The sequence below is a fragment of the Nocardia sp. IBHARD005 genome, from assembly GCF_052814245.1.
Window position 1 is genome coordinate 6208216 of sequence record NZ_CP199935.1, and the last position, 21588, is coordinate 6229803.

Below are 21588 nucleotides of genomic sequence, written 5' to 3' on the forward strand. Positions count from 1 at the left end.
CATGGGATACGACGCCCGGTTTCGGGTCTGGCGCGGAGACATCGACGGCGGCAGCCTCGCCGACTACACGGTGGCGGTGAACGAGGGCGAAGTGGTGCTCGACATCATCCATCGCCTCCAAGCCACCCAGACACCCGACCTCGCCGTGCGCTGGAATTGCAAAGCGGGCAAGTGCGGTTCGTGTTCGGCGGAGGTGAACGGTCGCCCGCGCCTGCTGTGCATGACGCGCATGTCGACGTTCACGCCCGAAGAGGTCATCACCGTCACCCCGATGCGGACGTTCCCGATCATCAAGGATCTGGTCACCGACGTCTCGTTCAACTACGAGAAGGCGAGGGAGATACCGTCTTTCGCGCCACCTCCCGGGCTCGCGCCGGGCGACTACCGGATGAAGCAGGTCGACGTGGAGCGCTCGCAGGAGTTCCGCAAGTGCATCGAGTGCTTCCTCTGCCAGGACACCTGCCATGTGGTGCGCGATCACGAGGAGAACAAGCCCGCCTTCGCGGGCCCGCGCTACCTGATGCGCATCACGGAATTGGAGATGCACCCGCTCGACACCCGCGACAGACGCGAAATGGCCCAGGAGGAAGCAGGTTTGGGCTATTGCAATATCACCAAATGCTGCACCGACGTGTGCCCCGAGCACATCAAGATCACCGACAACGCGTTGATTCCACTGAAAGAACGAGTGGCGGATCGTCGATATGACCCGATTGTCTGGCTCGGCAATAGATTGTTCCGGCGGTAAGAACTGCTGACGCTGCGGGGCAGGAAACCCCGCAGCGTCTGCTGCTACAAGACAGCTACAGTCCCCACAGCGACTGATCCGACCAGTAATCCGATGAACAGCGCCGACAGCAAAGAGCTGGTGAGTACGTAGATTCCGATCGCCGATACCGCGAACAGCAGGATCACGATCAGGCGTTCCACCCCGTCCTCAGGCGCTAGCCTCCGGTACCGGGGTGGCATCTTCTTCAACCCTCGGTCCATATACCTGGGCTACCCGACCCGGCTCCGCATCAAACCTCGGTCTATGCCGAATATCTATCGTTCTGTGATCAAGGGCGATCGAACTCGCCGTCGTGTACGCCCGCGGTGAAGGCGGTCCATTCACTCGGGGTGAAGATCAGCACCGGACCGTCGGGATTGTTGCTGTCGCGCAGGGCGACGTACCCCTCGGCCAGCATGGCGACCTCCACGCTGCCGTCTGCGGCGCCCGCCCGCAGCCAGGTGGCACCGGTGGTGTCGATGTCGCGCTTGGTGTTCACGCGAACGCGCCGGTGTCGATGCCGCGGGTGAAGTCGTCCCAGCTCGCGCCGTCGAAGACCAGGGCGGGGCCGACGGGATTCTTGCTGTCACGCACCCCGACGTGCCCGCCGAACAGGAAAGCGACTTCGACGCAATCCTTGCCCGCACCACTGCGAGTGCTCTTGAACCAGTGTGCGTCGACGAGATCGAAACTCATGCCACATACTCCTTCGCGACCTGCCGCAGCAGGTCTCTACTCGGTGGGATATCCAGCGCATGACGCTGGAGGCATTCGTGAGCTTGGTCGTACCTTCGAACATCTGCGTGTCGTTCCAGGTAGAGGTCGCCGGTAAAGCCTTCGGCGTACACCACCGGTGGTTCGACCGGTTTCCCCAAGCCGTCGGTACCGAACTCGAGAACCGTGAAAGGTCCGGTAGAGACTCCGAGCGGAACACCGGCGGCAAACGGCAGGATGCGCAGTGACACGTTACTTCGTGTACTCGCGTCGGCAAGGTGTCGCAACTGCGCAGCCATCACCTTTGCATCACCGACGACGCTACGCAATACCGATTCGTGCAGAACCACATCGATCTCGGCGGGCGAATGCTTGCGGGTGATCAATGCCTGGCGTTGCAGCCGCAGCGCGACGCGGCGATCGAGCTCGTCGGCCGAATCCTTGGGAAAACCCAGATGATTCAGTGCCCGTGCGTATTCCGTGGTCTGGAGCAGTCCGGGAACCAGCTCGGACTGATAGGCGCGCAACCGATGCGCCGATGCTTCCAAACCCACATAGATATCGAAGTTTTCGGGAATCAGGTCGCCGTAGGCGTGCCACCAGCTCTTGACGGCGGCCTGCTGCGCGAGCCCGGCGAGACCGTCGGCGAGATCGTCGGGAATGCCGTAGATCCGGCACAGTTCGTGGATGTCGATGGTCCGGATGCGGTCGGCCTGCCCCTTCTCCAGTCGCTGGAGGGTGCTGGCGCCCCACTCCATCAGCCGGGCCGCCTCGGCGATGGTGAGCCCGGCCTGGCTGCGCCAGTCACGCAGGTAGCGGCCGAGCTGGCGGCGCGGCAGGGTCGAGGAGGCACCCGCGTGCCCGTATGTTCCGTTCGATGCCACAGCCCCGCTCCTTCTGTGTCGCACACCCGCCATCCGCTCCAAGCCCCGCGGCGACGGTGGAATTCGTCCACTGTGGGGAATCCTGCACTCCCCCTTGGATGTCGTGCTGGGAATTCGAGGTAAATCTTTCCGATCGCGCGTGTACTCACCGTTAGCCTGGTGTTTGCGTGCTGTGCTTGGTTCATGCAATTGAGCGAAGTGAACATGCGCGTCGCCACAGCACTGCTGAGTTGCTCCACCGACCCGGGCCCGATGGAGCCCGAACAAGCCCATGCCGCAATGCAATTACATCTCGACTGCACGGTCGAAGAGTGCCGGGTGCGCAGGCGGGCGCGCAACACTCTCGTCGAAGCGGGCCGCTGCGTACTCGACGCGCGCGCGACGCGTTAGTCGCAGCGCGCCTCAGTGGTGGCGATGATCGGTGATCGGGTCGCGCGGGCCGAACTTCGGTTTGTGCGCCTGCCCGCTCAGTCCGAGCAATCGCACCGCGCGGTAGCGGTGGGGTTGTAGCGGTCGCAGGTATTCGATCATCGCGTCGTCGTCGATCGGGTGGCCGAGCAGGCTCCAGCCGACAACGGCGGCGAGGTGGTAGTCGCCGACCGAGAGGGCATCGGCGTCGCCGAAGGCGCGTTGCGCGGTCTCGGCCACCGTCCATACCCCGATGCCGGGCAGGCTGCGCAAACGTCGCGCGGCCTCGGCCGGGTCGAGGGTGGCGGTGCGTTCGATCGAGTCGGCGACTCTGGCGGCGCGCACGATGGTCTGCGCGCGCTGCGGGCCGACATTGGCCCGGTGGTATTTCCACGACGGGATCAGCCGCCAGGTGCCGGCGTCCGGTGCCACCATCAGGCCGGTCGGTGCCGGGCCAGGGGCCTTCGTCCCGAACTCGCGGACCAGGGTGCGCCAGGCCGCGAACGAGGACTTCGTGTGCACCTTCTGTTCGAGGATGGCCGGGATCAGCGACTCCATCACCAGACCCGTTTTCAGCATGCGCAGGCCGGGGACCGTGCGATGGGCTTCGATCAGCTTGGGGTGTTCCGGGGCGAAGTCGTCGAGGTTTTCCTCGAGACAGAGCATGCGGTCGAGACCGGCCAGGAATTCCTCGGCTCCCGGCCCCCAGGCGCGGGCGCTCGCGCCGTCGCGGCCGTCCTGGGTCAGGCGATAGGTGACCACGCCGGTCGACAGGCGCGAGGCGTGCCAGTGGGCGCCGTCGGGGCCGGCGTGGTGGCAGGGGTCGCCGCCGCCGCGGCGCAGCGGTGACACGGTGATGCCGACGTCGAAGGGCCTGCTCGACCGGACGGTCCTGGACAGACCGGCCGCGGCCAGGTCCGGGTCCAGGGTCTGATCACGCATCCGACCATTGTGCGCCTGTGATCGGCGTCAATGGACAGCCGGTCCGGTCGGGCGATCGAGGAGGTACCTGGCCAGATGCAGGCCGGGGGTGCCGGCGAGTTGGTCGGCTTGGGTTCGGCAGGAGAAGCCGTCGGCCAGGAAAACGGCGTTCGGTGGGGCATTTCTCAGCGCGGGGAGCAGAGCGTTTTCGGCTACCGCGACCGAGACGTCGTAGTGACCGCGCTGCATGCCGAAGTTGCCTGCCAGGCCGCAGCACCCCGCTAGTTCCTCGACGGTGACGCCCATCGCGGCCAGGATTCGGCGTTCGGCGTCGAAGCCGCCTACGGCGTGCTGGTGGCAGTGCGGCTGGACGACGACGGTGTCGCGCGGGCGCTGGGGTGGTTGCCACGTGGGGTGCGCCAGCAGGAACTCGGCGAGGGTGCGGACCGCGGCCGCGACCTGTTTCGCTCGTGGATCGTCGGGGAGTAGTTCGGGCAGATCGGCGCGCAGCGTAGCGGTGCAGGAGGGCTCGAGGCCGACGATCAGGCCACCCGATGCCACGTGCTCGGCCAGTGCGTCGAGGGTGGCGCGCAGCCGGGCGCGGGCGCCGTCCAGCTGGCCGGTGCTGATCCAGGTGAGGCCGCAGCACACACGCGCTTTCGGGGTGCGGACGCGGTAGCCGAGTTGTTCGATCAGTTGTATTGCGGCTATGGCGTTTTCGGGGTCGAAACTGTCGGTGAAGGAGTCGATCCACAGCATGACTTCGCTAGCCGATGACTCGCTGGTACCCGCTCTGTCGTCAGACCATCGGCGGCGGAACGATTTCGGGGCGAGTCGCGGCACTTCTCGTCTCGGGTCGATTCCGGCTAGACGCAGGCCCGCCCGGCGCAGGTGGGGGCGGGCGGCGACGGCGTTGGCCAGGCGTGGGAAGTGCTGGGCGATGGCGAGCCAGCGTGGGAGCCGGCCGAGGACATAGTGATCAAGGGGGCGTAGGCGTCCTCGGTAGCGGCGGTACAGCGCCTCGGACTTGTAGGTGGCCATGTCGACACCGGCGGGACAGTCCGAGGCGCAGGCCTTGCAGGACAGGCAGAGGTCGAGGGATTCCTCGACTGCTGGTGCGCGCCAGTCGAGTTCGCCGCGCACCACCTCCTGGAGCACTCTGGCGCGGGCCCGCGTGGTGTCCTTCTCGTCGGCGGTGGCCAGATACGAGGGGCACATGAAGCCGCCGGAACCACGAGTGTCCGCACGGCACTTACCGATTCCTACACATCTGTGCACAGCTGTGGATAAATCGCCGGAGTCTGCGAACAGGGCGAAACCGCGCGAGGGGACCGGCGCGAGAGCGGCTACGCGCAGGTCGGCGTCGACGGGGTTCGGGGCGACGAGGACGCCGGGGTTGAGGATATTGCCGGGATCGAACAGGGACTTGAAGCCGGCGAAGGCCGCCCGCGCGGCCGGTGAGTACATGACTTCGAGCAGTTCGGATCGGGCGCGGCCGTCGCCGTGTTCGCCCGACAGCGATCCCCCGTGCCGCACAACGAGTTCGGCGGCATCGAAGAGGAAGGCGCGGAATCGCTGGGGTGCGTCGGTGATCGGGAAATCCAGGCGGACATGGATGCAGCCGTCGCCGATGTGTCCGTACAGCAGGCCGCGCACGTCGTATTCGGTGGTGAGCGCAGCGAATTCGCGCAGATATGCCCCTAGATTCTGCGGCGGAACAGCGGCGTCCTCCCAACCTGGCCACGCCGGTTTCCCGTCGGGGGTTCGCCCGGCCAGACCGGCGCCGTCGGCACGGATACGCCAGAGTGCCGCTGTGGCAACAGGATCGGTGACGATCCGGTGGTCGTCAGCGTTGCTCGCCGTGCACAGCCGCCGGGCCACGGCCAGCGCCTCGGCCGGGCTCGCTCCCGCGGTTTCGACGAACAACCATCCGCGACCTCGCGGCAACTCGGGCACCGTCCCCCGATGTGCGCGGACCACGTCGACGAGTCCGGCATCGATACCCTCCACCGCGATCGGCGCGCATGCGGTCACCGCGGCGATATCGTCGGCGGCCGAGGCGATATCGGGGTATCCGAGCACCGTGAGCACGGTCGCGGCGGGCACCGGCGTGAGCGTGACCTGCGCTTCCAGGAGTAGTCCACAGGTACCTTCGGAGCCGGCGAACGCCTTCGCCGCCGACGAACCACGTTCCGGCAGCAGGTGTTCCAGGCCGTAGCCGGATGCCTGACGATCGAACCGTCCCAGTTCGGTGCGCAGCACAGCCAGGTTCGCGGTGGTGAACCTCGCCAGGCCCGGCACCGCCGTCAGGTCGGCACCGAGTGTTCGCCGCGTCCCTGTGCCGTCGAGAATGCGCAGCTCGCGCACGGTATCGGCGGTACGCCCCCAGGCCAGCGCGTGCGGTCCGCACGCATTGTTGCCGATCATCCCGCCCAGCGTGCAGCGGTCCTGCGTCGACGGATCCGGCCCGAACCGCAACCCGTGCGGCCGCAGCCGGCGTTGCAGATCCGAGAGCACCACCCCCGGCTGCACGATCGCCGTTCGCGCCTCGACGTCGACCGCGCGTATCGCGGTCATGTGCCTGCTGAAATCCAGCACGATGCCGGGTCCGATGGCATTGCCCGCGACCGAGGTGCCCGCGCCGCGCGCGGTGACCGAGAGCCCGTTCTCGCGCGCGAAGCCCATCGTGGCGGCGACATCGTCCTCGGTGCGCGCGAACACCACCATGGCGGGCCGCACGCGGTAGTTGGACGCGTCGGCGGAGTACTCGACGCGCCTGCGCACCGACGCGTCGACCGTGCAGCCGACCCGCCTGCGCAGTGCGTCCGCCAGCAGTTCAGCGCTCCGGTCGTCGTCCACGGAAACCAGCCTATTCGCGTGGCCGGGCGGATCCGGTCAGCCGTCCGCGCGACCGCCGTCGGGTGTGATTCGGCGGCCGGTTTCGCTGTGCGCGGAACCGGGAGTCCACGGAAAGCATTTGCGATCAACCTTTGTTGAGGTTTTAGTGTCGGTGGGCAGGAGTTCAATGGGCTGGCGAAGCCTTGAGGAGAGTGCAGTGAGTATCGAATCCGTGGCTTACAGCCAGATGTACCGGCGCGTGAACGCGCCGGAGGAGCAGCGCCCGTTCAGCATGGTGACGGCACGGCGGATTCTGCGGTTCGCGCAGCATCATCGGCGCCGGATCGGCGGGTTCCTGCTGCTCAGCGTGGTGGCCGCGGTGCTCGGTGTGGCTACCCCGGTGCTGGCGGGGCGCGTTGTCAACGGGATCGTCGACGGTTCGGCGCCGCGGACCGTGGTGCTGCTCGCGCTCGCCATCGCCGGTCTCGCGGTTCTCGACGCCGCCTTCGGCATCGCCATTCGCTGGCTGTCGGCGCGCATCGGTGAGGGTCTGATCCTCGATCTGCGCACCGCGGTGTTCGATCACGTGCAGAAGATGCCGGTGGCGTTCTTCACCCGCACCAGGACCGGCGCGCTGGTGAGCAGGCTCAACAGCGATGTGATCGGTGCGCAGCGGGCGTTCAGCGACACCCTCTCCGGCGTGATCACCAACCTCGTCACCCTGCTGCTCACGCTCGCGGTGATGCTCAGCATCTCCTGGCAGATCACCCTGCTCGCCCTCGTGCTGCTGCCCGTGTTCGTCGTCCCGGCCCGGCGCGCAGGCAACAAACTCGCTGCCATGCAGCGCGAAGCCGCCCAGCTCAATGCCGCCATGAGCACCCAGATGACCGAGCGTTTCTCCGCGCCGGGCGCCACCCTGGTGAAGCTGTTCGGCAGGCCGAAGCAGGAGTCGTCGGAGTTCGCGGTGCGCGCCACCCGCGTGCGTGACATCGGCGTGCGTACCGCCATGCTGCAGACCACCTTCGTCACCTCGCTCACCCTGGTCTCCGCGCTCGCGCTCGCCCTGGTCTACGGCCTCGGCGGCTGGTACGCGCTGCAGGGCAGTCTCGACGCGGGCTCGGTGGTCGCGCTCTCGCTGCTGCTCACCCGCCTCTACACCCCGCTCACCGCGCTGGCCAGCGCCCGCTTGGAGATCATGTCGGCACTGGTGAGTTTCGAGCGCGTCTTCGAGGTGCTCGACCTGAAGCCGCTGATCGAGGACGGGCCGCACGCCACCCCGGTGCCCGACGGCCCGGTCGCGGTGGAACTGGACGCGGTGACCTTCGGTTACCCGTCGGCCGACAAGGTCTCGCTCGCTTCACTGGAAGACGTCGCGACCCTGGACAGCCGTGGCGGCGTCGAGGTGCTGCACGAGGTGTCGCTGCGCGCGGAACCCGGCCAGCTCATCGCCTTGGTCGGCTCCTCGGGTGCGGGCAAATCCACTATCGCCCAGCTGGTTTCACGTCTCTACGATGTCGACTCCGGCGCCGTCCGCCTCAACGGCTCCGACGTGCGCGACCTGACCACCGAATCCATCCAGCGCACCGTCGGCCTGGTCACCCAGGACGGCCACCTGTTCCACGACACCATCCGCGCGAACCTCCTGCTCGCCCGGCCCGAAGCCACCGAGGAACAACTGTGGGATGCCCTCGGCCGCGCCCGCCTGGGCGACCTGGTCGACTCACTCGCCGACGGTCTCGACACCGTCGTCGGCGAACGCGGCTACCGCCTCTCCGGCGGCGAGCGCCAACGCCTCACCATCGCCCGCCTGCTCCTCAAGCAACCACGGGTGGTGATCCTCGACGAGGCGACCGCCTCGCTCGACTCCACCTCCGAAGCCGCCGTCCAGGAGGCGCTCACCGAGGCTCTGACCGGCCGCACCGCCCTGGTCATCGCGCACCGCCTCTCCACGATCCGCGCCGCCGACCAGATCCTGGTCCTCGAAGACGGCCGCATCATCGAGCGCGGCACCCACGCCACCCTGCTCAACGCCGACGGCCGCTACGCCGAGCTCTACCGAACCCAGTTCGCCGACGACTCGGTGATCCCGGCGGTCGTCTGAAGAACACCCCGGTCACCGACGCGCGGCCCCTGGATGTGACCGAGATAGGCGATTCGGTAGCGGCACGACGATCGCGGACTCATCTGTGATCGTCGTGCCGTCTCGGCGGAGTACCGCTCAGAACTCGTTGGCTACGCCGATGACGGTGCGGCCGGAGTGGGTGCCGTCCTTGATCGACTGCAGGACGGTACCGACCTCGGTGATCGGGGTGAAGGACTCGATAGTCGAGAGGTGTTGCGGGCGAAGCTCTTTGCCCAGCGCGGTCCACAGGGCGCGGCGCTTCCCGATCGGGAGCTGGACCGAGTCGATGCCGAGCAGGCTGACACCGCGCAGGATGAACGGGAGCACGGTGGTGGGGAGTTCGGCGCCGCCGGTGAGGCCGCTCGCCGCCACCGCGCCGCCGTAACCGATGGCGCTGAGGACGTGGGCCAGCGAGGCGCCGCCGACGCTGTCGACCGCGGAGGCCCAGCTGGCCTTGTTGAGCGGGCGCGGCTTGGCGTCGGGGTCGAGGGGGAGCCGGCCGATGACCTCGTTGGCGCCGAGTTCGGCGAGCAGGTCGCTCGCGTCGGTCTTGCCGGTGGAGGCGATGACCTCGAAGCCGAGGCCGGAGAGGATGTCGATGGCGACGGTGCCGACACCGCCGGTCGCGCCGGTGACCAGGACGGCGCCGTCGTCGGGGGTCAGGCCGTGATCGAGCAGGGCCCGCACGCTCATGGCGGCGGTGAAGCCCGCGGTACCGATGGTGGCGGCGTCGCGGGTGTCGAGGCCATCGAGCTTCACCACCCACTCGGCAGGCACCCTGGTGTATTCGGCGAAGCCGCCGTTGCGGGAAACACCCAGGTCGTAGCCGTGCGCGAGCACCTGGTCGCCGGGTGCGAAGTCTTCGTTATCCGAGGCGATCACCTCGCCGGTGAGGTCGATGCCGGGCACGATCGGGTAGTTGCGCACCACCCCACCGCGCGGCGTAATCGCCAGCAGGTCTTTGTAATTCGCGCTCGAGTAATGGACCTTGATCGTCACCTCGCCGGTGCCGAGGAAGTCGTCCCCGACCGTTTCGCGGGCGAGCACAATCCCGCCATCGGATTCGCGGGCCACCATCGCAGAGAACTCCATGCGCCGAGCATACGAGTTCGGAGTCCCGAAACGGAGAGTCCCCTTGCACCTGGACGGTTGACCACTAGGCATTCATGCAAGCATCGCCCGAGAAGGAAAAGCCACCAGCGCCTGGTGATCACCTGTCCAACAGATCCACTTCGGCTGCCAGGTCAGGGTGGGAGGAGTTCCAGGCGGACGCCGAGGAGGCGGACCGGGCGGTCGAGGTCGAAGCGGTCGATGATCGCGAGGGCGGTGTCGGTGATGGTGGTGATGTCGTCGGTGGGGGTGGGGAGTTGTTGCTGTTTGCTGCGGGTGTAGAAGGTTTTCGTGCGGACGGTGACCGAGACCCGGGTGCTGATGCGGTGGTGTTCGCGCATTTCCTCGGCGACCTCGGTGGCGATGCGGGCGACCTCGCGGCGGATGTCATCGGGGTCGGTGAGGTCATGCGGGAAGGTTTCGGATTTGCTGCGGCCCACCGGGATTCGCGGGGTGGTCGAGAGTTCGGTGTCGCCTTTGCCGTGGCCGAGGACCCACAGGTAGGGGCCGGTGTTCGGGCCGAATTCGGCGGCAAGGCGCTGGCGGTCGGCGGCCATCAGGTCGGCGACCGTGGTGATGTCGAGGTCGGCCATGCGTTGGGCGATGCGGGCGCCGACGCCCCAGAGCGCGTCGGTGGGGCGGTGGCCCATGAGTTCGGTCCAGTTGGCGGCGGTCAGTTCGAAGATCCCGGCGGCCGCGCCCTCGTCGTGTTCGGGTTCGGCGGAGGTCTTGCCGGTGGACTTGGCGAAACCGGTGGCGAGTTTCGCGGTGAGTTTGTTGTCGCCGATGCCGACCGCGCAGGTGAGGCCGAGTTCGATGATGGCGGTACGGATTTCGGCGGCGAGCTGCCACGGATCTGCATCGGTGGCGACGAAGGCCTCGTCCATCCCCCAGACCTCGACCGCACCCGCCACCCGGCGCAACGTCGCCATGATCTCCTCGGATGCCTCCTCGTACGCGGCCATGTCGACCGGCAGGAAAACGCCCTCCGGGCACTTACGCTGCGCCATCTTCAACGGCATTCCCGCCCGCACGCCGTAAGCCCTCGCGGGATAAGAAGCGCAGGTCACGACCTTGCGGGGCTGCGCCGGATCGCCTTCGCCGCCGACAATGACCGGCTGACCGCGCAGCTGAGGGCGACGACGGAATTCCACCGCCGCCTGGAATTGGTCGAGATCGACATGCAGGAGCCACCGGGGCACTGTTCCGTCATACCATTACCTGAAAATGTGAGCGTTGTATGACACCCATTCTCAAGCAGCCTCTACTTGCGGAGAGGCAGTCCCCGTCTGACCCACCGTGTGGTGGTGCGGGGTAGATGCTTCATCGCCTCCTGCCTTCCCCACCCATTCGGTGAGTCAGGTCTTGCGGATGGCTCCACACCCATCTCCAGCCGAAACGCTGGCGGCCGGGCTACTCCCGGTACCGGTCCCCGATACACCACCACGTTCGGTGGTTTCGCCGAGGCGGGCGAGGTTGATCGCCGCATTGATATCCCGATCGATCGGCGGACACCCATTGCGACAGTGATAGACACGGTCACGCAACGCCAGCTTGGTTTTCGCCTGACAACGCGAACACGTTTGAGTAGAAGGAAACCAGCGATCCGCAGTGACGAGCCGGGTTTGGTTCCAGGTGGTCTTGTAGCCGAGCAGGATTCGTATCCGGCCGAGAGCGGCATCACCGATCGCCCGGTTCAGCCCACGCTTGTAGGCACCACCACGACGCGACATTCCCGTCACGTTGAGGTCCTCGACCACGATGACGTCGTGGTTGTGGGCGAGTCTGGTGGTGGCGGTGTGCAGTTCGTGGCGGCGGATGTTCGCCACGCGGGCATGGGTTTTCGCGATCCGAGCTTGTGTGCGCAGCCACCGCTTCGACGGGTCCTGACGGGATTCGGTCGCCGTGTCCCAACGACCCTGCTGCCGTGCGGCTTTGCGTTGCAACACCCGCAGCCTCGCTTGCGCGGCTGTCAGCGGTTTCGGTGCCGGCACCCGCTCTATCTCGGTGCCGTCCGCTGCTGCGACGACCAGCAGGTCTTTCACCCCGACATCGACACCCACCACCGGATGCGGTGATCGGCGCGCTCGGTCGCCCCTATGTTTGCCTTCCACGATCACCGCGAACGCACAGTACCAGCGTTGACCGTCGTATTTGACTGTCGCGGACAGAATGCGCGCGGTTCCCGCCTCGATACGGCGCGCTAACTTTCGGCGCGCTAACTTACGGGTCGATTCGTGGGTGTGGATTGTGCCGAGCACTGGCAGTGTGACGTGGTGCCGGTCGAGGTTCACTCGGATTGCGCCGGTGGTGAACCGGACCGAGTGCACCGCGCGATGCTTGGGCTTGAAGCGAGGGAACCCGACCTTGGCGCCGGCCCGCACACCTTTCCTCGATGCGAACCATGCGTCCAATCCCCTTGCGAGACCGTCTAGTCCGCTGTTGTAGGCCTCTTTCGAGTTGTCAGTCCACCATGGTGCGACCGTGCCTTTTCTGGTGTTCCATGTCTTCCGCAACGCCGCCAGACTCCAGCCCAGCACAGGTGTCAATTCGTTGTCGGGCACACCATAAGAGCGTTCCGCGGCCCGTTGGTCGATGACTGCTTTGATCAACCCCAGCATGTAGTTGTGAGCGAACCGCGCTCCCCCACAATGTGATCGGATTGCACGGACTTGTGACGGGGTGGGATCCAACGCGAACCGGTATGCCTGGGCGGTCCAACCCTCTGGCACCTGAAACCTCGCCATGTCGACCTACCGGAACCCGACAGAGTCGTGGTCGGGATCGGTTGTCTGACGACAATCAGCGACGATGGCAATGTGCTCGTAGCCGGTCGGCTCTGTGCCTACGGAATCGTCCCGTAGTTGTGTCAACCGCTCCCGATGCTCCACGACGACCAGCATGGCAGAGGGGTCCGACAACACGGTCCGCGGGAAATGAAGTCGTCCAATAGGCGCTACCCCATGGCACCGAGAATCCGGCGTAACCGGGCGTGGCAATATCCGTAGCGCGCCAACCGATCACGACTGAGCTCGAAGAACGGAACACCCGATGCCGACCGAAGCCTCCACCCTCGACCTCGACCTGGCGCGCCAGGTGCTCGCCGCGCAGCCATTCGCCCGTCTGGTCGGCACCGAGCTCACCGAATTCGGCGATGGCGCGGCCACGCTCGTCATCGATATCCAGCCCGAACACGGCCAGCAGTTCGGCTTCGTGCACGGCGGGGTGCTGGCCTACGCCGCCGACAACGCCCTCACCTTCGCCGCAGGCACCGTCCTCGGCCCCAACGTCCTCACCGGCGGCTTCACCATCACCTACCTGCGCCCCGCCCAGGGTGAACGCCTGCGCGTGCACGCCACCGTCCTCGGCGCCACCCGCCGCCAGGCTGTCACCCACTGCGACGTGTACGCCGAAACCGAGGGCGAGGAACCCATCCTCTGCGCGGTCGCCCAGGGGACGACCCGCCGCGTCGAGAAGGACCTCGCCCCCTCCACCGAGGAAGACGCGGACGTCGAATTCGACGACGATGCCGAATTCGACGACGACCAGGACAACTACGACACCGACCAACTGGCCGTGGTCACCGTCGACGGGCCGGTACTTCCGCCAACGGTCAGCCGCTGAAACCGATCCCTCGATGTAATACAAATTGCGTTACACTCGAGGCATGGGAGCACTGAACGTTCGAACCGACGAAGCGATGGAGAAGGCGCTGAACATCCTCACCAGTGAGGGTCGCTCCAGGTCCGAAGCGGTTCGCTATGCATTGCTGCGAACCTACAAGGAACTCCTACTCGAACAGGCCACCGCCGACGCCGAGCGGCTCGAAAACGATCCGGAAGACCGGGCTGAGATGCTCGCGATCCAGCGGTTCATGGGCGTCGCCGAGTGATATTTCGTGGCGCGATATACGAGATCAAGGCGATCCCCGGCACTCGCGGCCACGAACAACGCGGCCATCGGTACTGCGTGATCATTCAGTCCGACCGGTTTCCGTCCAGCACAGTCATTGTGGCGATGACCTCGACCGGAGCCGGCCCGGCAGTCTATCGGCCGGAAATCGAATTCGATGGAACCAAGACGAGGATTCTCACGGACCAGATTTTCACCATCGCTCCCGAACGACTCGGCGAATTCAAGGGGTCACTAGAGGGCGGCGAGCTGAGGGACCTCGACCGTGCGTTGATGCTGAAACTCGGATTGCTCTAGATACGGCGAACGGGCCGCGCACAGTTGGCTGTGCACGGCCCGTCGTTGATCCGGATCAGGCGCTGACGGCGAAGGTGCTGGCGGCGGCGGGTTCGGCGATGGGTTCGATGGCGTAGGCCAGGATGTCTGCCACGTCGGCGACGGGGCGGACGTTCAGGGCGGCCAGTACTTCTGCCGGGACTTCGTCCAGGTCCGGTTCGTTGCGGGCCGGGATGAAGACGGTCTTCAGGCCCGCGCGCTGGGCGGCGAGGAGTTTCTGTTTCACGCCGCCGATCGGCAGGACGCTGCCGTTCAGCGTGACCTCGCCGGTCATGCCGACATCGCCGCGGACCGGGCGGCCCAGTGCCAGCGACACCAGAGCGGTGACCATGGTGACGCCCGCCGATGGGCCGTCCTTGGGAACCGCGCCCGCGGGGAAGTGGATGTGGATATTGCGGTCCAGGATCTTGGGCTCGATGCCGATTTCCGCCAGGTGCGAGCGCACGTAGGTGAGGGCGATCTGGGCGGACTCCTTCATGACATCGCCGAGCTGGCCGGTGAGAGTGAGGGAACGCTCGCCCTCGGCGCCGTTGGCCTCGATGTAGAGCACATCGCCGCCCGCACCGGTCACCGCGAGGCCCGTCGCCACACCGGGGACCGAGGTGCGTTCCATCGAGTCCGGGGTGAAGCGGGGGCGGCCCAGGTAGTCGGTCAGGTTGTCGAGGTCGACGACCAAGCTCGGCACCTGGCCGACCGGCAGCGGACCGGCAGCGATGTCGATGACGTTGTCGTAGCCGAGCTCGGGATCGTAGCCGAGCACCGCACCTTCGCCGTACGAACCTTTGCCGACGAGCGGCGCGCCCGCACCACCGACGGCAGCGTCGCCGAGCCCGGCGTCGTTGCCGACATCGCTGCCCGGCCCGGCGTCGTTGCCTGGCCCCGCATCCGCGCCGCCGCGTCCGCCGTCGCCGGTGACCAGGCGAGTGGCTGCCTTACGCAAGGCTTTTGCCACCAGCCGCTCCATCTGGCGAACCCCGGCCTCGCGGGTGTAGTTCGCCGCGATCTCACGCAACGCCGCGTCGGTGATCGAAACCTCTTGCGCGGTCAGCGCATTGCGTTCCAGCTGGCGGGGGACCAGGAAGTCGCGGGCGATGGCCACCTTGTCGGCCTCGGTGTAGCCGTCGACGGTGATGAGCTCCATGCGGTCGAGCAGGGGTCCGGGGATGGTGTCCATGACATTGGCGGTCGCGATGAACAGGACGTTCGACAGGTCGAGGTCGAGGTCGAGGTAGTGGTCGCGGAAGGTGTGGTTCTGCGCGGGGTCGAGGACCTCGAGCAGGGCCGCCGCCGGATCGCCACGGAAGTCGGAGCCGACCTTGTCGATCTCGTCCAGCAGGACAACGGGATTCATCGAACCCGCCTCCTGCACCGCACGCACGATCCGGCCGGGCAACGCGCCGACATAGGTGCGGCGGTGGCCACGGATCTCGGCCTCGTCGCGCACACCGCCGAGGGCGACGCGAACGAACTTGCGGCCCAACGCCTTCGCGACCGACTCACCCAGTGAGGTCTTGCCGACACCGGGCGGACCGACCAGCACGAGCACCGCGCCGGAACCGCGTCCGCCGACGACCTCGAGTCCACGCGCGGCCCGCCGCGCACGCACCGCCAGGTACTCGACCATGCGGTCCTTCACCTCGTCGAGACCGTGGTGATCGGCGTCGAGTACGGCGCGAGCAGCCGAAACATCGGTGCTGTCTTCGGTTTTCACCGTCCACGGCAGGTCGAGCACGGTGTCGAGCCAGGTGCGGATCCAGCCCGATTCCGGGCTCTGGTCGCTGGCGCGCTCCAACCGGCCGACCTCGCGCAGCGCCTCGGCACGCACGTTCTCGGGCAGGTCCGCGTTCTCCACGCGGGTGCGGTAGTCGTCGGCGCCGTCGGGTTCGTCCTCGCCGAGTTCCTTGCGGATGGCGTTGAGCTGCTGGCGCAGCAGGAACTCGCGCTGGCTCTTCTCCATGCCGTCGCGGACGTCTTCGGAGATCTTGTCGGTGACCTCTACCTCGGCGATGTGGTCTTTGATCCACTCGAGCTGGCGGGTCAGCCGCACGACGACGTCGGGGGTCTCGAGCAGCTCGCGCTTCTGCTCGTCGGACAGGTACGGCGCGTAGCCCGCGGTGTCGGCGATGGCCTCCACGTCGTCGAGCTGGTTGACGATATCGATGATCTGCCAGGCCTCACGGCGCTGCAGGACGGCGACGACCAGCTTCTTGTACTCGGCGGCGAGTTGGGTGGTGTGTTCGTCGGGCTCGACCGACTCGACGAGTTCCGCCTCCACCCACAGCGCGGCGCCAGGCCCGGTCACCCCGTGCCCGATCCGCGCCCTGCGCTCGGCCTTCAGCACGGCCGCGGGCGCACCACCGCGCATCCGTCCGACCTGTTCGATGGTGGCGACCACGCCGTAGGACGCGTACCCCTCGTCGAGGCGCGGTGCGACCAGCACCGAACCGGTTTTGGCTGCTTGCGCGGCGTCGATGGCGGCCTGCGCGGATTCGTCCAGTTCGATGGGCACGACCATGCCCGGCAGCACGATCGGATCGGTCAGGAACAGCACCGGCAGGTTCTGAGCTGAAGTCATGTCGACCCTTCCAAAGTTGAGCTTTGCTGACTCAACATGGACCCCTCGCGGTTTGTTCCTGCAGGTCGCGCCGTTCACTCACGGCGAAAAATTCTCCGAAATCGGTCCTGAAACGACCTCGGCCTCCCCGGGTTGAGGACCGGGGAGGCCGAGGGCGTGTGGGACAGGTGGTCTACAGGTTCGAGGGACGAATCCGCTCGGTCGGGGGATCGATCGTGCGGCGGGAGGTGGAACCACCGCTGAGGAAGCCGAGAACGGCTCCCGCGATCAGGGCGATGGCGCCGGCGATACCCAGGATGATCGGCAGGGTCTTGCCGTAGAGGTCGAGCTTGTCGAGACTCTCCTTGGTGACGGCCATCTGGGCTTCGATGGTCGGTTCGTCGAAGACGATGTGCGACTTCAGGGCGGTGACGTCGACCTGCTCGGCGCTGCGGCCGTAGTACAGGTGGATCTTCTCGCCACCCTTGAGGACCGCGCCGGTCCTCGGCTCGACCCACACGTCGCGGGTGTTGGTGTAGAAGCGGGTCATGGTGACCGGCTCTTCGCCCGGCAGGCCCCACTTGGCGGCGGGCAGGGTGAGCTTGTTGGTGGCGGCGGGAACGACGTCCCACATGTTCGTCACCGGGATGGTCTGCTGGAAGTGGTAGACCGGGACGCCGTTGATCTGCGACTCGTCGATGAAGTCGATGTCGTAGGTGGCGCGGGCGTTGAGGTCGAAGTACGGGTAGGACTGCTTCTCGGTGCCGATCGGGAAGCGGTACTGCAGACCACGGCGCTGCGACGCATCGGCCACCGAGGTGCCCGACTTGTCGACGGTGACGGCGATGGAACCGTTGGGCGAGGCATCGATCGGCTGACCGGTGACGCGGTCGATGGTGACGCGGTCGACCGAGGCGGTGAGCAGTCCGACGCTGGCATCGCGGTCGTCACGACGCAGAGTCTGACCGGCCTGAACCGTCATCTCGCCGGAACCGGAGGGCTCCTCGACAGTCAGGAAGCGCTGCGAGACGATCGGCACTGCTGTGTCGATCTTGGCCGAGCCCTCGGGCGAGGTGAGCGACTTCGAGTCGAGCACAAGGCTTTCCTCGCCGGGCACGCTCTTGGCGACCGTGGTGATGCGCAGATCGAGCGGGGTCTTGGCGACCTTGCCGACCGTGTAGGTGGGGATCATGACAGCGGCCGCGAGCAGCAGCGCGCCGAGACCGACGAGGATGCAGGCGATGAGCCTGCGTACGTTGCTCATCGCGAGCCGTACTGCACGTTGCCGAGCAGCGACGAGCCAGGGTCACCGGACTCCTCGGGCGCCGGGATCGAATTCTGTTGCGCGCCCGCGGTGATGCCGAGTACGGCAATCACCCCGATGACCGCGCCGGCCAGGCCGCTGACCAGGCCGGGGACGACAAACTTCATAGATCGAACTCCAATTGCGTGGTGCGAGACTCAGCCGACGGAGAAGAACCCGAGGGTCGGGGCGAACGAGCAGGTGCGGTCACCATCGGCGGTGGCCGTGGTGAGCGAGCCGGTGATCACTGCGGCGACCCGGCCGGGGCCGGTGTCGGCGATGGCGGACAGGGTGGCCGGGCCATCGGGGTTGATACCCGCCGCGGTGGTGAGCGGCTGGGTGCCGGTGCGACGGTTGTCGAGGTTGACCCACTGCACCGTCATCGGCGGATTCTGCACGACCGTAGCGGTTTTCGTGCCGAGCGCGGTGAAAACGAAGCCGGTCTGGCCCGCGGCCGGTCCGGGCGGCGGCAGCTCGGCGGGGCCGGGGACGGCCAGCGCGGTGCCGACGGAATCCGAGGTCGGGCCGATGCAGCCCTTGCCGATGGTCGGGTACAGGAACTGCGCGATGCGCGGACCGTCCGAGGGCGGCAGTTCGGGACCGCCGCCGCCACTGCCGTCGAGGAAGGTGATGACCTTTTCGAGGGTGGTCTTGACCTGCGCGGGGATGCCGGGCGTGGCCAGCAGCACGCGAGCCTGGGCCAGGATCGCGGCCTGTCCGCCGTCGGCGATGGGGCCGGGGGCGGAGATGGCGCCTACGATCGTCGGTGCCAGCGCGGCCAGCGTCCCGGAGGGGACGTTCTCCGCGATGGCGGGGACATTCGGCGGTGTCGCGGCGGACTGCGGGGCAGCCATCGACTGCGTGGGCGCCACGAGTGCCGCACCCGCCGCTAGTACGAGGGCGGACAATGCGGTCCGCGATGCTCGGGTGCTCAGCACTGGTCGGCCGTCCTTTGTTCGGTGGATAGATGAAGCGACCCGGAAAGGTCAGTGTTATCCCGGGTGTCAGATACTTTGGAGAGGTGACTACAGCGGACAGGCGGTATGGGGGTCGTACGGTCATCGCGCGAAAAGCCGAGCGCCGACTCCGATTCCTGGAAGCAGCGACGCGAATCTTCGCCGAACGCGGGTACGCCACGTGCTCGCTCGCCGAGGTGTGCGCGGCGGCCGGACTGTCCAAGCGGCAGTTCTACGAGGAGTTCGAGACCCGCGAGGACGTGCTGCTCGCGGCCTACGACCGGATCCAGGACGACGCGGCGGCCGCGGTGGGCAACGCTCTGATCGCGCTCGGATCGACCGATCCACAGCTCGCGCTGCGGGCCGGTTTCGGTGCGTACCTGGAGTCGCTCGGCTCCGACCCCTATCGCGCGCAGGTGGCGCTGATCGAGGTGGTCGGGGTGAGCGATCGGATGGAGAACCATCGCCGGACCCGCAGGCACGCCTGGTCGGCGCTGATCGAAGGGGCGCTGGCCCAAGTGGGTGTGCGATTGCGTGGGGATGCCGAGCTGACCACCGCGTTGATCACGGGCGCGGTCACCGGCGTGGCGCACGAGTGGCTGCTGCGCGAGTCGCGCCCGCCCGTCGACGAGCTGGTCGATCTGCTCGCTGGCGCGGCCCGGGCGCTGGTCACTTTCGACTGACATCAGGGCAGCCTTCGGGAGGATGGCAACCACGCTCACCTGCCGCCTGCTCAATCGACTCCCTTTCCGGACATTGTGAGACCGATCGGCTTCACAGTGTGGGCGAGAGTTTGACATATTAGTGACCCAGATCGCAATGCCAGATTTTCTGAGACCGGTGTCACCTGGGGGGATGCAGCGGTGGCGGTCGTTGCTCAGCACCCCGCGCACGGGCTGACGCGGGCGATTGCTCCTGGACAAATGACCGGCTGCGCCCGCGTCGAGGCAACCGCCGGCAATCCGGCGGCAACCTGTTCCAGTTCGACCGGAGGGCATGTCAGCCTTTGCGCAGGGAACCGGCGATGGTGCCACCGAGGACACCAGGGGTTCGGTAGGCCAGAGTGCCGTCGAGTTGCAGGGTGACCGTCGAGGTGGCGCCCTGGTCGAAGCATCCGCTACCGGCGGTGAGCCTGGCGCGGAAGGTGAGGCTGTTGGCGGTCGCCTCGGTGAGGGTTTCCGCACGGTCGCAGCGGTCGCGTCGGATGGCGCCGGTGTTGGCGGAAGTGGCGAGTTCCTGACCGACGGCACCGGGGGTGATGGTGAGCTCGATGTCGAACTGGACCGGGCCGTCGTTGGCGCGGCCCTTCCACGTGCCAACGAACTCCGACGGGACGGTCGCGCTGGACGGAGCGACGGTGGTCGAGTCGTCGGGGCCGGTGGACGTGCTGGTTCCGGCGAGAGTGCTCGTCGCAGAGGATTCCGTGCCCAGTTGGGTGCCGATGAGGTAGGCACCGCCGGCCACCGCCACCGCGACCGTCGCGGATGCGGCGATCAGGAGGGTGCGGGTGCGCCGCGATGCGGTGGCGGGCCGCGGGCGGCCGGTGAACGCGTCGGGGGGCTTGTGCGCGACCACAAAGGGCGGCGGGGAGTACACGCTGCCCATCGCGGCGGAATTCTGTCCCGGGTGGGTGGCACCTCGCCGGGGTGCCTCGGTGGGACCGGAGATGAATCCACCGGACTGTCTCTCGGGAGCCGGCGCCGATCCACTGGTCGCGGTCGGCCAGTTCGGCCTCGACGAGCCGGTCTGAGCGGTGTGGGTCGGGCTCGAGGTAGGCAGGTTCGGTGCCGAGATAGCCGTCGACCAGCCTGGTGCGGAGGTCGCGGCGGCGTCGGGATACGACGCACCGGGCGGGTCGGCGAGGCCGGAATCCAGGTCGAGAAGACGGACAGCACCGGTACTGATGTGCGCGACTACTTGTGGTGGTAGCCAACCGGCGCGATCGGAGGCACCGATGCTCGCCAGTTCCGAAATGACTTGCTGTGGTGTCGGTCTGGCGGCGGGGTCCTTGGCCAGGCAGGAGGAGACGAGCGGTCGCAGGGCCGGGGGTAGGGCCTCGATGCGGGGTTCCTCGTAGACGATGCGCCAGAGCATCTGCATGACCTCGGCCGTGCCGAAGGGGCCGTGGCCCGCGGCGGCGAAGGTGAGGACGCCGCCGAGGGCGAAGACATCGCATGCGGGACTGAGGGTTTCGCCGCTCACCTGCTCGGGACACATGAAACCCGGTGAGCCGAGGAACTTTCCGGTGGTAGTGAGCGCGGAATCCGCGATCACTCGGGCGATGCCGAAATCGATCACCTTGGGTCCGTCGATCGCGAGCATCACGTTCGACGGTTTCAGGTCGCGATGCACGATCCCCGCCGCGTGCACCGCGACGAGCGCTTCGGCGAGCCCGTGCGCCAATGCCGACAGCGCGGGCTCGCCGAACGGTCCGAACTGGGTCACCGCGTCCGTCAACGAGATCCCGGCGACGTAACCGGTGGCCAGCCACGGCGCCTCGGCATCGACATCGGCGTCGAGAACCGGTGCGGTGAAGGCACCGCCGACGCGCTGGGCGGCCGCGACCTCCCGGCGGAACCTCGCGCGAAACTCAGGATCGATCAGATCAGGGCGGATCACCTTCACCGCCACGGTGCGCCCACCCGGATTCCGGCCCAGATACACCTTGCCCATGCCCCCGGCACCGAGGACACCCAGCAGCCGGTAGTCGCCGATCCGCCGAGGATCGTTCGGGTCGAGCGGTTGCATCGGGTGGTTCCTT

General features: G+C 67.2%; 20 protein-coding genes and 1 pseudogene. 7 read left to right on the top strand and 14 right to left on the bottom strand.

Annotation, left to right across the window (positions count from 1 at the left end; genetic code table 11):
• Position 1: 1 nt before the first annotated feature.
• Positions 2 to 748: a succinate dehydrogenase/fumarate reductase iron-sulfur subunit gene (locus ACTWPB_RS29110; protein ID WP_446223637.1), complete on the top strand. Its 747-nt coding sequence runs from the start codon at positions 2 to 4 to the stop codon at positions 746 to 748.
• A 44-nt stretch (positions 749 to 792) separates the two neighbouring features.
• Here ACTWPB_RS29110 and ACTWPB_RS29115 read toward each other — a convergent pair whose 3' ends face one another.
• From ACTWPB_RS29115 to ACTWPB_RS29130, 4 genes are all read right to left on the bottom strand, one after another.
• Entirely contained in the window at positions 793 to 930 is a 138-nt protein-coding gene (locus tag ACTWPB_RS29115; protein ID WP_446223638.1) for a hypothetical protein, read from the bottom strand.
• A gap of 128 nt (positions 931 to 1058) precedes the next feature.
• Positions 1059 to 1268, bottom strand: a complete 210-nt coding sequence (locus ACTWPB_RS29120; RefSeq protein ID WP_446223639.1) for a DUF397 domain-containing protein — start codon at positions 1266 to 1268, stop codon at positions 1059 to 1061.
• Entirely contained in the window at positions 1265 to 1465 is a 201-nt protein-coding gene (locus ACTWPB_RS29125) for a DUF397 domain-containing protein (RefSeq protein ID WP_446223640.1), read from the bottom strand. The genes ACTWPB_RS29120 and ACTWPB_RS29125 overlap by 4 nt, the downstream gene beginning before the upstream one ends.
• Positions 1462 to 2367 carry a helix-turn-helix domain-containing protein gene (locus tag ACTWPB_RS29130; RefSeq protein WP_446223641.1) on the bottom strand — a complete coding sequence of 302 codons (906 nt, stop codon included), beginning with the start codon at positions 2365 to 2367 and terminating at the stop codon, positions 1462 to 1464. The genes ACTWPB_RS29125 and ACTWPB_RS29130 overlap by 4 nt, the downstream gene beginning before the upstream one ends.
• A 183-nt stretch (positions 2368 to 2550) precedes the next feature.
• Here ACTWPB_RS29130 and ACTWPB_RS29135 point away from each other — a divergent pair, with 183 nt between their 5' ends.
• Positions 2551 to 2757: a hypothetical protein gene (locus ACTWPB_RS29135; RefSeq protein ID WP_056824023.1), complete on the top strand. Its 207-nt coding sequence runs from the start codon at positions 2551 to 2553 to the stop codon at positions 2755 to 2757.
• A gap of 12 nt (positions 2758 to 2769) precedes the next feature.
• On the opposite strand, the gene ACTWPB_RS29140 is transcribed toward ACTWPB_RS29135, so the two are convergent.
• Complete coding sequence (locus ACTWPB_RS29140; protein ID WP_446223642.1) at positions 2770 to 3717, bottom strand: DNA-3-methyladenine glycosylase family protein; 948 nt, start codon at positions 3715 to 3717, stop codon at positions 2770 to 2772.
• Positions 3718 to 3744: 27 nt separating this feature from the next.
• Positions 3745 to 6555 carry an FAD-binding and (Fe-S)-binding domain-containing protein gene (locus ACTWPB_RS29145; RefSeq protein WP_446223643.1) on the bottom strand — a complete coding sequence of 937 codons (2811 nt, stop codon included), beginning with the start codon at positions 6553 to 6555 and terminating at the stop codon, positions 3745 to 3747.
• 196 nt (positions 6556 to 6751) lie between these two features.
• Between ACTWPB_RS29145 and ACTWPB_RS29150 the strand changes: the two genes are divergently transcribed.
• Positions 6752 to 8635 (top strand): ABC transporter ATP-binding protein, encoded by a 1884-nt coding sequence (locus ACTWPB_RS29150; protein WP_446223644.1) that lies wholly within the window; start codon positions 6752 to 6754, stop codon positions 8633 to 8635.
• Between the two features lie 117 nt (positions 8636 to 8752).
• Here ACTWPB_RS29150 and ACTWPB_RS29155 read toward each other — a convergent pair whose 3' ends face one another.
• The 3 genes from ACTWPB_RS29155 to tnpB form a co-directional block, all read right to left on the bottom strand.
• A complete protein-coding gene (locus tag ACTWPB_RS29155; protein ID WP_446223645.1) occupies positions 8753 to 9748 on the bottom strand; it encodes an acrylyl-CoA reductase family protein in 996 nt (331 codons plus the stop codon).
• A gap of 152 nt (positions 9749 to 9900) precedes the next feature.
• The gene (locus ACTWPB_RS29160) at positions 9901 to 10968 is read right to left on the bottom strand and encodes a DNA polymerase IV (RefSeq protein WP_446223646.1); all 1068 of its coding nucleotides are present in this window, start codon (positions 10966 to 10968) and stop codon (positions 9901 to 9903) included.
• A 156-nt stretch (positions 10969 to 11124) separates the two neighbouring features.
• On the bottom strand, positions 11125 to 12513 hold the full coding sequence (gene tnpB / locus ACTWPB_RS29165) for an IS607 family element RNA-guided endonuclease TnpB (RefSeq protein ID WP_446223647.1): 1389 nt from the start codon (positions 12511 to 12513) through the stop codon (positions 11125 to 11127).
• Between the two features lie 304 nt (positions 12514 to 12817).
• Here tnpB and ACTWPB_RS29170 point away from each other — a divergent pair.
• The 3 genes and pseudogenes from ACTWPB_RS29170 to ACTWPB_RS29180 form a co-directional block, all read left to right on the top strand.
• A pseudogene (locus ACTWPB_RS29170) lies at positions 12818 to 13225 on the top strand (PaaI family thioesterase); the annotation flags it as partial.
• Positions 13226 to 13433: 208 nt separating this feature from the next.
• Positions 13434 to 13658 carry a hypothetical protein gene (locus ACTWPB_RS29175; RefSeq protein WP_446223648.1) on the top strand — a complete coding sequence of 75 codons (225 nt, stop codon included), beginning with the start codon at positions 13434 to 13436 and terminating at the stop codon, positions 13656 to 13658.
• Positions 13655 to 13975 (top strand): type II toxin-antitoxin system PemK/MazF family toxin, encoded by a 321-nt coding sequence (locus tag ACTWPB_RS29180; protein ID WP_446223649.1) that lies wholly within the window; start codon positions 13655 to 13657, stop codon positions 13973 to 13975. The genes ACTWPB_RS29175 and ACTWPB_RS29180 overlap by 4 nt, the downstream gene beginning before the upstream one ends.
• A 55-nt stretch (positions 13976 to 14030) precedes the next feature.
• On the opposite strand, the gene lon is transcribed toward ACTWPB_RS29180, so the two are convergent.
• From lon to ACTWPB_RS29200, 4 genes are all read right to left on the bottom strand, one after another.
• A complete protein-coding gene (gene lon / locus ACTWPB_RS29185) occupies positions 14031 to 16589 on the bottom strand; it encodes an endopeptidase La (RefSeq protein ID WP_446223650.1) in 2559 nt (852 codons plus the stop codon).
• Between the two features lie 172 nt (positions 16590 to 16761).
• The gene (locus tag ACTWPB_RS29190; RefSeq protein WP_446223651.1) at positions 16762 to 17832 is read right to left on the bottom strand and encodes a DUF3068 domain-containing protein; all 1071 of its coding nucleotides are present in this window, start codon (positions 17830 to 17832) and stop codon (positions 16762 to 16764) included.
• Positions 17829 to 17999, bottom strand: a complete 171-nt coding sequence (locus ACTWPB_RS29195; RefSeq protein WP_082844323.1) for a DUF2613 domain-containing protein — start codon at positions 17997 to 17999, stop codon at positions 17829 to 17831. The genes ACTWPB_RS29190 and ACTWPB_RS29195 overlap by 4 nt, the downstream gene beginning before the upstream one ends.
• Positions 18000 to 18029: 30 nt before the next feature.
• A complete protein-coding gene (locus ACTWPB_RS29200; protein ID WP_446223652.1) occupies positions 18030 to 18809 on the bottom strand; it encodes an Rv1157c family protein in 780 nt (259 codons plus the stop codon).
• An 83-nt stretch (positions 18810 to 18892) separates the two neighbouring features.
• Between ACTWPB_RS29200 and ACTWPB_RS29205 the strand changes: the two genes are divergently transcribed.
• Positions 18893 to 19510 (top strand): TetR/AcrR family transcriptional regulator, encoded by a 618-nt coding sequence (locus ACTWPB_RS29205; protein ID WP_446223653.1) that lies wholly within the window; start codon positions 18893 to 18895, stop codon positions 19508 to 19510.
• A 316-nt stretch (positions 19511 to 19826) separates the two neighbouring features.
• Here ACTWPB_RS29205 and ACTWPB_RS29210 read toward each other — a convergent pair whose 3' ends face one another.
• Entirely contained in the window at positions 19827 to 21575 is a 1749-nt protein-coding gene (locus ACTWPB_RS29210; protein WP_446223654.1) for a protein kinase domain-containing protein, read from the bottom strand.
• Positions 21576 to 21588: the final 13 nt, after the last annotated feature.

Bases quoted from the DNA above. Each gene is read 5' to 3' on its own strand.
- ACTWPB_RS29110 (WP_446223637.1), top strand. From the start codon at position 2: ATGGGATACGACGCCCGGTTTCGGGTCTGGCGCGGAGACATCGACGGC.
- ACTWPB_RS29125 (WP_446223640.1), bottom strand. From the start codon at position 1,465: ATGAGTTTCGATCTCGTCGACGCACACTGGTTCAAGAGCACTCGCAGT.
- ACTWPB_RS29135 (WP_056824023.1), top strand. From the start codon at position 2,551: ATGCAATTGAGCGAAGTGAACATGCGCGTCGCCACAGCACTGCTGAGT.
- ACTWPB_RS29140 (WP_446223642.1), bottom strand. From the start codon at position 3,717: ATGCGTGATCAGACCCTGGACCCGGACCTGGCCGCGGCCGGTCTGTCC.
- ACTWPB_RS29155 (WP_446223645.1), bottom strand. From the start codon at position 9,748: ATGGAGTTCTCTGCGATGGTGGCCCGCGAATCCGATGGCGGGATTGTG.
- tnpB (WP_446223647.1), bottom strand. From the start codon at position 12,513: ATGGCGAGGTTTCAGGTGCCAGAGGGTTGGACCGCCCAGGCATACCGG.
- ACTWPB_RS29175 (WP_446223648.1), top strand. From the start codon at position 13,434: ATGGGAGCACTGAACGTTCGAACCGACGAAGCGATGGAGAAGGCGCTG.
- lon (WP_446223650.1), bottom strand. From the start codon at position 16,589: ATGACTTCAGCTCAGAACCTGCCGGTGCTGTTCCTGACCGATCCGATC.
- ACTWPB_RS29190 (WP_446223651.1), bottom strand. From the start codon at position 17,832: ATGAGCAACGTACGCAGGCTCATCGCCTGCATCCTCGTCGGTCTCGGC.
- ACTWPB_RS29195 (WP_082844323.1), bottom strand. From the start codon at position 17,999: ATGAAGTTTGTCGTCCCCGGCCTGGTCAGCGGCCTGGCCGGCGCGGTC.
- ACTWPB_RS29210 (WP_446223654.1), bottom strand. From the start codon at position 21,575: ATGCAACCGCTCGACCCGAACGATCCTCGGCGGATCGGCGACTACCGG.